The organism is Dorea sp. AM58-8 (genome assembly GCF_003464045.1).
GTDB lineage: Bacteria > Bacillota > Clostridia > Lachnospirales > Lachnospiraceae > Claveliimonas > Claveliimonas ammoniilytica.
This window is the reverse complement of sequence record NZ_QSDM01000038.1, coordinates 1-10,248: the sequence shown is the minus strand read 5'-3', so window position 1 is coordinate 10,248 and position 10,248 is coordinate 1. Positions and strand designations below refer to the sequence as shown.

13 protein-coding genes and 1 tRNA gene are annotated in these 10,248 nt (G+C 45.0%); 10 read left to right on the top strand and 4 right to left on the bottom strand.

Annotated features, from left to right (window positions below):
- Positions 1–118 precede the first annotated feature (118 nt).
- Positions 119–526 (bottom strand): RrF2 family transcriptional regulator, encoded by a 408-nt coding sequence (locus tag DXA18_RS15095; protein ID WP_118384556.1) that lies wholly within the window; start codon positions 524–526, stop codon positions 119–121.
- 156 nt (positions 527–682) lie between these two features.
- On the opposite strand from DXA18_RS15095, the gene cysK reads away from it, so the two are divergent.
- From cysK to DXA18_RS15060, 7 genes are all read left to right on the top strand, one after another.
- On the top strand, positions 683–1,615 hold the full coding sequence (gene cysK, locus DXA18_RS15090) for a cysteine synthase A (RefSeq protein WP_118384555.1): 933 nt from the start codon (positions 683–685) through the stop codon (positions 1,613–1,615).
- 16 nt (positions 1,616–1,631) lie between these two features.
- A complete protein-coding gene (locus tag DXA18_RS15085) occupies positions 1,632–2,075 on the top strand; it encodes an RrF2 family transcriptional regulator (protein ID WP_118384554.1) in 444 nt (147 codons plus the stop codon).
- Positions 2,076–2,132: 57 nt separating this feature from the next.
- The gene (locus DXA18_RS15080; protein ID WP_118384553.1) at positions 2,133–3,317 is read left to right on the top strand and encodes an ATP-binding protein; all 1,185 of its coding nucleotides are present in this window, start codon (positions 2,133–2,135) and stop codon (positions 3,315–3,317) included.
- A gap of 22 nt (positions 3,318–3,339) precedes the next feature.
- The gene (locus DXA18_RS15075) at positions 3,340–4,263 is read left to right on the top strand and encodes a LysR family transcriptional regulator (protein ID WP_118384552.1); all 924 of its coding nucleotides are present in this window, start codon (positions 3,340–3,342) and stop codon (positions 4,261–4,263) included.
- A 153-nt stretch (positions 4,264–4,416) separates the two neighbouring features.
- A complete protein-coding gene (locus DXA18_RS15070; RefSeq protein ID WP_118384551.1) occupies positions 4,417–5,721 on the top strand; it encodes an O-acetylhomoserine aminocarboxypropyltransferase/cysteine synthase family protein in 1,305 nt (434 codons plus the stop codon).
- A 92-nt stretch (positions 5,722–5,813) separates the two neighbouring features.
- Complete coding sequence (locus DXA18_RS15065; RefSeq protein ID WP_118384550.1) at positions 5,814–6,788, top strand: DUF3878 family protein; 975 nt, start codon at positions 5,814–5,816, stop codon at positions 6,786–6,788.
- Between the two features lie 191 nt (positions 6,789–6,979).
- Positions 6,980–7,053, top strand: a tRNA-Arg gene (locus tag DXA18_RS15060).
- A gap of 199 nt (positions 7,054–7,252) precedes the next feature.
- Here the strand turns inward: DXA18_RS15060 and DXA18_RS17755 are convergent.
- Complete coding sequence (locus DXA18_RS17755; protein ID WP_442873218.1) at positions 7,253–7,867, bottom strand: hypothetical protein; 615 nt, start codon at positions 7,865–7,867, stop codon at positions 7,253–7,255.
- Here DXA18_RS17755 and DXA18_RS15050 point away from each other — a divergent pair.
- A complete protein-coding gene (locus tag DXA18_RS15050; RefSeq protein WP_442873217.1) occupies positions 7,826–8,551 on the top strand; it encodes a hypothetical protein in 726 nt (241 codons plus the stop codon). The two genes, DXA18_RS17755 and DXA18_RS15050, sit on opposite strands and share 42 nt — an antisense overlap.
- 163 nt (positions 8,552–8,714) lie before the next feature.
- Here DXA18_RS15050 and DXA18_RS15045 read toward each other — a convergent pair whose 3' ends face one another.
- Together DXA18_RS15045 and DXA18_RS15040 are read right to left on the bottom strand one after the other, a co-directional pair.
- Positions 8,715–9,161: a hypothetical protein gene (locus DXA18_RS15045; protein ID WP_118384547.1), complete on the bottom strand. Its 447-nt coding sequence runs from the start codon at positions 9,159–9,161 to the stop codon at positions 8,715–8,717.
- Positions 9,162–9,297: 136 nt separating this feature from the next.
- Positions 9,298–9,558: a hypothetical protein gene (locus DXA18_RS15040; RefSeq protein WP_118384546.1), complete on the bottom strand. Its 261-nt coding sequence runs from the start codon at positions 9,556–9,558 to the stop codon at positions 9,298–9,300.
- A gap of 190 nt (positions 9,559–9,748) precedes the next feature.
- Between DXA18_RS15040 and DXA18_RS15035 the strand changes: the two genes are divergently transcribed.
- Both DXA18_RS15035 and DXA18_RS15885 read left to right on the top strand, forming a co-directional pair.
- Positions 9,749–10,069 (top strand): hypothetical protein, encoded by a 321-nt coding sequence (locus DXA18_RS15035; protein ID WP_118384545.1) that lies wholly within the window; start codon positions 9,749–9,751, stop codon positions 10,067–10,069.
- A partial coding sequence (locus DXA18_RS15885; protein ID WP_207661824.1) for a hypothetical protein occupies positions 10,062–10,248 on the top strand: 187 nt, incomplete at its 3' end. The genes DXA18_RS15035 and DXA18_RS15885, both read left to right, overlap by 8 nt.

Here is a 10,248-nt window from a genome sequence, read left to right as displayed (position 1 = left end):
TAGAGATACCCCGTGGAATATGCCGATGCTAAGAAGCACACATTTCCACGGGGTATCTCTATTCTTCTTTAAAATGGGAAGAAATCGGCATTAGCCGATTTCCCCTTTTTAGGTCTGCTTAGAAATTATTATTTATCACATCTTCCAGTGTAATGTGAAAGAAGAAGTCATAAACCAGCGCGTAGTATTTCTCCCAGAGTGGAAGGGTTACGCAGATGTCTTTGCGATTGCAGACTTCAGCATCCGGCTGTAAGCAGGCAACGGGAGCAAGTGGACCTTCGGTTAATTCGATGATGTCACCAACGATATATTCAGATGGTTCTCTGGTAAGAATATATCCGCCTCCCTTACCACGAAGTCCTTTTAACATTTTTCCTTTTACCAGTATCTTGATAATAATCTCAAGATATTTTTCAGAAATCTCCTGGCGTGCTGCAATGTCCTTTAATGGAATATATCCAGCATCCTGATGTTCAGCCAGGTCGATCATTACTCTTAATGCATAACGTGCTTTTGTTGAAATCATAGGATATTACCTCCGTTAATATGTCTATTATATAGTTCGTAAAAAAAAATTTCAATAAAAACCTATAAAACCTATTGACTCAGTAGGTATTTAGTGATAATATACAGCCATAGCAAACAAGACAAGAAAATATAAAGACTTGGAAGGAGATATATCATGGCAAATATTTATCAGGGAACACTGGGATTAATTGGAAATACACCACTTGTAGAGGTAACTAATATCGAGAAGGAACTTGGGTTGGAAGCAACGGTACTTGTTAAGCTTGAGTACTTTAACCCGGCCGGAAGTGTAAAGGACAGAATTGCGAAGGCAATGATCGAAGATGCAGAAGCAAAGGGACAGTTGAAAGAAGGTTCCGTTATCATCGAACCTACATCAGGTAATACAGGAATCGGTCTTGCATCTATCGCAGCGGCAAAGGGATACAGAATCATCCTGACAATGCCGGAGACAATGAGTGTTGAGAGAAGAAACATCCTGAAAGCATATGGTGCTGAGTTGGTGCTGACAGAAGGTGCTAAGGGTATGAAGGGAGCAATCGCTAAGGCAGAAGAACTTGCGAAAGAGATTCCTGGAAGTTTCATTCCCGGACAGTTTGTGAATCCGGCTAACCCGGCAGTACACAAAGCTACTACGGGTCCTGAAATCTGGAAAGATACAGATGGTAAGGTAGATATCTTTATCGCTGGCGTAGGTACAGGTGGAACACTGACAGGTACAGGCGAGTACCTCAAAGAACAGAATCCGGATGTGAAGGTTATAGCACTTGAGCCTGCTACTTCACCAGTACTTTCTGAGGGTAAAGCAGGAGCACACAAGATTCAGGGAATTGGTGCGGGATTCGTACCGGATGTATTGAATACAGAGATCTATGATGAAATTTTCAAAGCTGAAAACGAAGATGCATTTGCAGCAGCAAAACTTCTTGCTAAGAAGGAAGGAGTACTGGTAGGTATCTCTTCTGGTGCAGCACTTCATGGAGCAATCGAACTTGCAAAGCGTCCGGAGAATAAGGGAAAAGTAATTGTAGCACTTCTTCCGGATACAGGAGACAGATATTACTCTACTCCACTCTTTACAGAATAATTGAAAGGCGTTATATATGAATTTTTCAAAAAGAAGCAGATACGGTATCAGAGCATTGATTGATCTGGCTGAACATACAGATAGTCCCTGTGCTTTGTGTGAAATAGCAGAACGAAATAATATTTCTATCAAATATCTCGAACAGATATTTTCAGTTTTAAAAAAAGCTGGTATTATAAAGAGCATCAAGGGACCACAGGGGGGTTATTTTCTGGCTGGTAATCCGGAATATATTCGAATTTCAGACATCATAGTTACACTTGACGGATCGTATTTTCTGGATGATGAGCGACTTGCTCCCGGTCAGAAGGGCGAGGCGGAAGCACTTGCAGTGCAGGAAACGGTCATCGATCCGATCAATGAAGAGGTACACAGGATACTGGATAAGCTGACATTGAAGAAATTGACAGAGCATGCAGAGCAGACTAATCAGGCTGCACAGGGTATGTATTACATCTGAAAACGGCGGAGCTTCGTGCTCCGTCGTATTTTGACGCTTAAGAGGAGGAAACATTTTATGAAGTCTATTACCATTGAATCGTTGGAGAGAGCGGATAAGGACAAGATACTTGTCGTAGATATCCGGCCTGAGGATCAGTACCAGAGAGGTACATTTCCGGGGGCAGTCAACCTTCCGATGGCAGAATTTGAAGACCGTAAGACGGAACTGGAACTATATAAAGATAAGGAAATCTATCTGATGTGTCATACCGGAGAGCGGAGCCTGGAGTATGTACAGGATCTGATTGCAGATGGTTACGATGCCGGTAATGTCACCGGTGGATATCGGTCATATCTGAAATTAACGCTGACCAGATTTGTTCAGAAAGATTCGGAAGAACAGCTTGCGGAGCGTACCAGAGAGATTGAACGAAGCATTATTAAGAAGTTCCGCAGATCTGTCTGGAGACCCTTTACCAAGGCGTTGAATGAGTATCAGTTAGTACAGGAAGGGGATAAGATTGCAGTCTGTATCTCCGGCGGAAAAGATTCCATGCTGATGGCAAAGCTTTTCCAGGAACTGAAGCGTCATGGAAAGGTGAATTTTGAAGTGGTATTTCTGGTAATGAATCCGGGATACAATGAAGATAACTGGAATATTATTTTGAATAATGCCAAGTTACTTGGAATTCCACTGACCGTATTTGAGTCAGATATATTCGATACAGTTGCAACAATTGATAAGAATCCATGTTATCTGTGTGCCAGAATGAGACGGGGATATCTGTATTCTAAGGCAAAAGAGCTGGGATGTAATAAGATTGCGCTGGGACATCATTTTGATGATGTGATTGAGACTATCTTGATGGGAATGTTGTATAGCGCGAAAATAGAGACAATGATGCCGAAACTTCATAGCCAGAATTTTGAAGGAATGGAACTGATTCGACCGATGTATATGATAAAAGAAGAAGGGATCAAGGCGTGGAGGGATTATAACAAATTACAGTTTATCCAATGTGCATGCCGTTTTACGGAGAATTGTTCTACCTGCGGAGGCGGCAGAAAGTCAAAACGTGATGAGATGAAAGAGCTGGTAGAGCAGTTTAGAAATATCAGCAGTGTAATCGATACGAATATATTCAACAGTATCCATAATATCAATCTGAATACTGTAATCGGATATCACAAAGATGATATGAAATATAATTTTCTGGATGACTATGATACAAAAGGAAAAAAGACTGAGACGGAAGGATAAAGATTCAAAAGAGGACTGACTTATGACACTTACACAGCTGAATTACATTATTACAATTGCAGAAACGAAGTCTATGAATAAAGCAGCCGAGAAGCTGTATGTATCGCAGCCGTCGCTGACGAATGCGATTAAGGAACTGGAAAAAGAACTTGGTATTACGATATTTTATCGAAGTGGGCGAGGCGTTACGCTGACCAATGATGGGGCTGAGTTTTTATTGTATGCCAAGCAGATATACGGACAATATGAAACTGTCCTTGAAAAATATGGTGAAGGTGGATCTTATAAGAAGAAATTCGGTGTATCAACGCAGCATTATTCATTTGCAGTGAAAGCATTTGTGGATATGGCGAAAGAATTCGATATGTCGAAATACGAATTCGCAATCCGTGAGACAAGGACTGCGGAAGTGATTCAGGATGTAAGTACCATGAAGAGTGAGATAGGTATTCTGTATCTCAGTGATTTTAATCGCAAATCGCTTGGTAAAATGATGAAATCGGCAGGACTGGAGTTCCATCATCTGATTGACTGTCAGGCATATGTGTATATTTGGAAACATCATCCATTGGCAAAGGAAAAGTCGATCAGTTTTGAACAGTTAGACGGATATCCGTGTCTGTCATTTGAACAGGGTGATAACAGTTCGTTTTATCTTGCAGAAGAGATTCTGTCTACGAATGAATATTCACAGGTGATTCGGGCAAATGATCGAGCTACGATGCTGAATCTGATGATTGGACTGAATGGATACACATTGTGTTCCGGTATTATATGTGAGGAGCTGAACGGCAATGATTATGTGGCTGTACCATTTCAGGATGATGAACAGAATCCAAACAGCGTGATGGAGATTGGATATATCACGAGAAAGAATACTCTGCTCAGCAAAATGGGAGTGCTGTATGTGGAAGATTTGAAAAAGTATTTGAATATTAGTGAATGAATATAAAATACTGAGTTATAAAATAAAACTATAACTCGGTATTTTTTTTGTATATTAGACAGTATAATCCTACTATGTTACTATGAATACAACAAAGAGAGAAACACATAAAAGATAATACAAAATATTTTAGATATTCAGGAGGTAATCATTATGGCAAATATAAACGATTCTAAAAACTGGGGATTTGAAACAAGACAGCTTCACATCGGACAGGAGAAAGCAGATTCGGTAACAGATGCAAGAGCAGTTCCAATCTACGCTACAACATCTTACGTATTCCATGATTCACAGCATGCAGCAGACAGATTTGGACTTCGTGATGCAGGAAACATTTACGGAAGACTTACTAATCCTACAGAGGATATTTTTGAACAGAGAATCGCATCTCTGGAAGGCGGAGTTGCAGCACTGGCAGTTGCATCCGGAGCAGCAGCACTGAGCTATACATTCCAGGCACTGACGAAATCTGGCGAACACATCGTAGCTTCTAAGACAATCTATGGTGGTACATATAATTATCTGGCACATACATTACCGTTAAATAATAATGTAACTACTACTTTCGTTGATCCATATGTAGAGGGATCATTTGAGGCAGCCATTCAGGAAAATACAAAAGCTATTTTCGTAGAGACACTTGGCAATCCTAATTCCAATGTAATTGACATTGCAAAGATTGCAGAAATTGCTCATAAGCATGGTCTTCCGCTAGTAGTAGATTCTACTTTCGCAACACCTTACCTGATCCGTCCGATTGAATACGGCGCAGACATTGTCGTACATTCAGCAACGAAATTTATCGGCGGACATGGTACAGCAATCGGCGGCGTAATCGTAGACGGAGGAAAATTCGACTGGAAAGCATCTGGAAGATATCCATGGATCTCCGAAGCTAACCCTAGCTACCATGGCGTATCATTTGCAGAAGCTGCGGGCCCTGCAGCGTTTGTAACTTACATTCGAGCAATCATATTACGTGATACTGGTGCGACCCTCTCTCCGTTCCACGCGTTTATATTCTTGCAGGGCCTGGAAACCCTCTCACTTCGTGTAGAGAGACATGTAAGCAACACATTGAAGATTGTAGACTACCTGTCAAAACATCCACAGGTAGAGGCGGTACATCATCCGTCACTTCCTACAGAGCCGACTCATGATCTGTATAAGAAGTATCTGCCAAATGGTGGTGGATCAATCTTCACATTTGAAATTAAGGGAGATGCGGCTACAGCACAGAAATTTATTGACAACCTGGCAATCTTCTCACTGCTTGCAAATGTAGCTGACGTGAAATCCTTGGTTATCCATCCGGCAACTACTACACACAGCCAGTGCACAGAAGAAGAACTGCTGGAGCAGGGCATTAAGCCAAATACAATCCGTTTGTCAATCGGTATCGAGAAAGCAGAAGATCTGATCGCAGCACTGGATGCAGCATTTGAAGCAATCAAATAAGAGATATGTGAAAAAAACAGACTCATCGTCTTGCGGGACGGTGAGTTTTGTTGTATAAATGAAGAAGATTTTATACAGGTAGGAATTAGATCATGCAATACGAATTTCCATTTCAGGATGCATTGGATAAATTAAATGTGTTGTTATCTCAGAATCAGTTTGAATTATTAGTCCCAAATACTGCGGTATCGTCACAACAAACCTCAGATATCCGTCTTGTGTACCTGATGAATGACGCAGTTGAGAGTTTTCTGGTATTTAAGGAAGCCGTACTTACTGGGACTTATCTGAAAGAATATGAGGGAGAGCTGGAGGCAAGGCTGGATGAAAGTGAAGGCAGATATGTGCTTGCAGTATACCAGGGAGAGACCGTGTGTACGCTGTTTTTTCAGAATTTGACGCTGGAGGTACACTTATATGATTATAGTGGAACCGGACATTTTTGGGTAAAGGGATATGAATATCTGAGACAATTAGAGTATAGAATTGCCATCCTGCGCGATAAACGAGAATATCTGGGTGAAGAGTACTGCACAGAACAGGAAGTAAAGTTATCATATCTTGCTGAATTTCCACCGTTAAATTACTGTTCATACCCCGCTGTGCCTGATAAATACCTGGTTCCGTCATATGACTGGTGGCAAGTATCGGATGAAGCTGTGGAAGAAATGAAATGTCTCGGGAAAGAAGCAGATGATAAAAGTCTGCTTCGCTGGTTGAAAATATATGAGTTTTACCCAAAAAGAGCGGTAGCAAAGAAAATTGCTAGAATGTTGCATACGTCTGCACATTCTACAGTGGTAGAATTGATCGATCATAAGCTAAAACTGGCTACCGCGAAATTTGGGAATAGAGTGTTCGATAAAGATGAAGAACGGCACATAAATGACCTGAAAAAGAAAGCGCAGAAGAGAAAAACAGAATTATTACAGAATGGAAAGCATGTTGAGATGCTGAAAGAAGAACCATTTGTATATGCAAAAGACGGTATCGAATCCAAAATCCATCTGATGATCTGGGATGAAGATACGAGGAACGAGTGGGTGGAAGTAGAGACTTTCGAATAGGCAATAATAGGATCATCGTCACTTGATTTTCAGATATAGGAATGTTACAATAATATAGCCGTTGGGAAAAATCTCAGAAACTCAGTAAAATTAAAGGGTTGCGGCATGTGTCGTCATAGCTCAGCTGGATAGAGCACTCGCCTCCTAAGCGGTTGTAGGAACGAAGACTTTTTGCTAACTGAATATGATGTGTCTCAGTACCTCAGTAGGATAGAGGGTTCGCCTCCTAAGCGAAACGCCGCAGGTTCGATTCCTGTCTGGGACGTGTGGTAAAAATCGCCGGAAGCCTGATTTTTCAAGGGTTTCCGGCATTTTTCCTTTTTAGACGGCTACACCGTTTTCGACTGGCATTCCAGTTTTCGGTATAGCCGTCTTTCCGTTTTTCCGTTTCTATTGTTTGCTAACAAAAAACATCTACCTGTGTGTCTGGCACAACATTTGGGACGATTTGCTAACAACCACTGCTAACGGGCAGCGGAGACAAGAGCTGAAAGTTGCTCAGGTGACAGGTTCTTAAGGATAGCTGCCAGAGCTTCGCCGATATCCTCTGTTGCTGATGATTTCCCATTTTTGGCGGTAGGACTGTAGAAGTCGGCTTCCATGCGAGCCGCGTTCTCACGCCGGTTCTCGTCTTCAATTTCCGAGTAAACGTCTGTCACCATCTGGGCTTCGGCGTGACCAGTATCTCCTTGGACGGATTTAATATCGCCCTGTGTCAGTTTGAGTTTGTACTTCGTGGAGAGATGGCGGAGCGAATGGAAGTCCACACGTTCGTATCCTGTCGTGTCACAAAAGACTTGCAGGCGCTTTCGGATGATGCGGCTCTCCACCGGATTTCCGTTTTCAAGGGCAACCAGCAGATAGTGATGGCGCTTCACAACGAATACTGCAAGGCGGACAAGACCCATCGCTATGCCGTCCATATCGTCATCAACCGTACCGACCTCTCCACGGGCAAGCGGCTCGATGAGGGGCGCGGGAAACGCGCCAAGGTGAAACGCGCCAGTCGCATCCGCGACCTCGACCACGAGTGGGGGTTGAAACAGGTCGTGGAGGGCGAGCGCAATTCCTCCGTCCATAAGAAGCAACCGTCCCGTATCGAGAAGGAACTTGCGGCACGCGGCATCGACTCCTATAAGACGAACTTGCGAGAGCTGTGCCGTATCGCCGCCGGGGAAGCGGAGAACATCTATGATTACCGCGAGCTTTTGGAATCATGGGGCGTTGACACGGAGTTCAAGAGGGGGCGTATGTACGTTACCGACACGGACAACAACCGCTATGCCTTCTCCGTGGCGAAGCTCGATGCAGACCTCGGAACGAAGGGGTTGGAAGCTGCGTTCACGGCGAATGTGGCGAAATTCATCCATGCTGAAGGAAGCGCAGCCGTTGCGGAGAAGAGGAATATCGAGCAGCAAAAGGCGATGGTAACGGAAACGAAGGAGAAGTACCTTGCGCAAATTAGAAGCGTCTACCAGAAGTACCGCAAGGAGATACGCGGCATGGAGGGCATGGAAATCGCGGATATCCCAAAGCTGAAACTCCCGCGCCCCGATTCGGATATCGCGGACGATTCGGAGGTTAAGCGTCTGATTCTCGCCTGCTGGCGCGGAGCCGATGAACTCAGGGCGGAAGTATCCTCAACGGTCATGCCGAAAGGGAAGAAGAACGGCGGGAACGCCGGAAGCGGCGGTTCCCAGCGAGCGCAACAGACACCTGCGCAGGAACGCCCGGAACCGAACAAGGAGAATGGCGAGCGTTAATTAAAAAGCGGCGCGGGCGGGATGTTCCGCTTGCGCCGCTATATAGGTTGCGAGAATCGGCATAAAAGCGCCCGCCGTTCCCTTAATGTCGCACATCAGGGAGCAGCGGGCTAAAGCAAGAAAGTTTCTCCACGGAGGAAGAAAACACGTTCAGTTTACCTCACTATGCGTTCGCGTCAAGCTGACGCTTGAGATTTGACACCTTCAACCACTGGAGAAGGAAGGCAATGGGCGCGAATGCGGCCGGGATGAAAAGAAGAAGCGTCGCTATGAGGAGCAGTCCGAGAGCGTTGCCCCAAACGAACAGCCTTGAGCGCTTAATTGCACGCCATGCGGCGATGTAGCCAGCCGGTACTGTGCCGACGTAAAACCCGGTAAAGGCTGTTGCAGCCAGCAGGACGGGAACGAGTGCAATGATTCCAATTGCACCAGTCTGAGTTATCAGGGCAGGGGAATTAACGAGAAGCAAAAGGAAAACAACTATCGCCGTTATCGCCCCGACGATATAGAGGAACTTCTTCATCAAATCGAAGACTCGTTTTTCCTCATCATATTCGGCGCGAATCGCCATAGCGTTGTCTTGGTATATTGGGTGTTGATAAGTTCTCATAGTATGACCTTCTTTCTAATGTTCTGTATGCAAGTTCTTTGACGGTTGCCCGCTGTTGCTATCACATAGTAGCTTGGCGGAAGCATCTTTCATGTCCGCGACTTCGGAATCAAGGAAATCGGGAGTATTGGGTTCTTTAGTCTGCGAGCATACTATCGACATGCAGTTCGGCCATAAGCCGCTGTGTCTGGGCACGGGACGCTGGAATTGCCCGCCTGAGCCACCAGCCGTCGAGTGCAGCCCTTGTCGGGTTCCCCTTCATATCAAGAATCGCGGGAGGAGCGAAGTCAAGCTCGCGCCGCTTTAGTATCTTCACGACATGGTGCGCGTCGAGGTTGTAAAGGAAATCGAGAACCGGTCGGTTCTTGTTCATCAGCGTATAGCGTTTAGCGTCCATTGATGCGTCACATCCTTCTTTATATCCATATATGGATAGTGAGTCTATTTTACTATATTGCTGGATTGCTTTCAAGCTGGTTTGTTGTCCTATTTGTGCGGGATATATGGAGTATCGGCTTGAAGATTTATCTGGTTTGGTGGTATGATATATTACCAGTAATCAATCTAGCCGTAAGAAAGGAGATACCATGGCGGGTAAGCCACAGGCGGAGAAAGCCGTTGAGCGTTTCCCGGAACTCGGGTGTTTCGCGGTTGCGGTGCGCCGCATCGTGTACGAGAAGTGGATGACGCTCGACAATGCCATCAAGAAAAGCGGAATCAGCAAATCCGCTTGGTTCGCCGGGATGGCTGGAAGCGGTGGAAAGCCGACACGTCTGCCGAGCCTTGCATCCTTTTTCGCCATTGCGGACGGTCTCGGAATCACGCCCGAGGAGCTAATTGCCGCGATGCGGAAGGAAGCCGGAGTGCGTGAGAAGAGCAATGGGGAGAGGGCTGAGAACGATGAGTAGGGTTTTCATCACCATGGGGAGCGCTTACTCGAAAGCCGCAAATGTAAACCCCGTGGACGGCATCTGGTGCTCCGACTGCGGATGGGCTGGGCGCGTCGAGGAGGATATGACGGATTCTGAGGAGAGCGAGGAGCCGCTGTTCGAGGAGTTTTCCGAATATGTCCCGAAGTTCTGCCCGA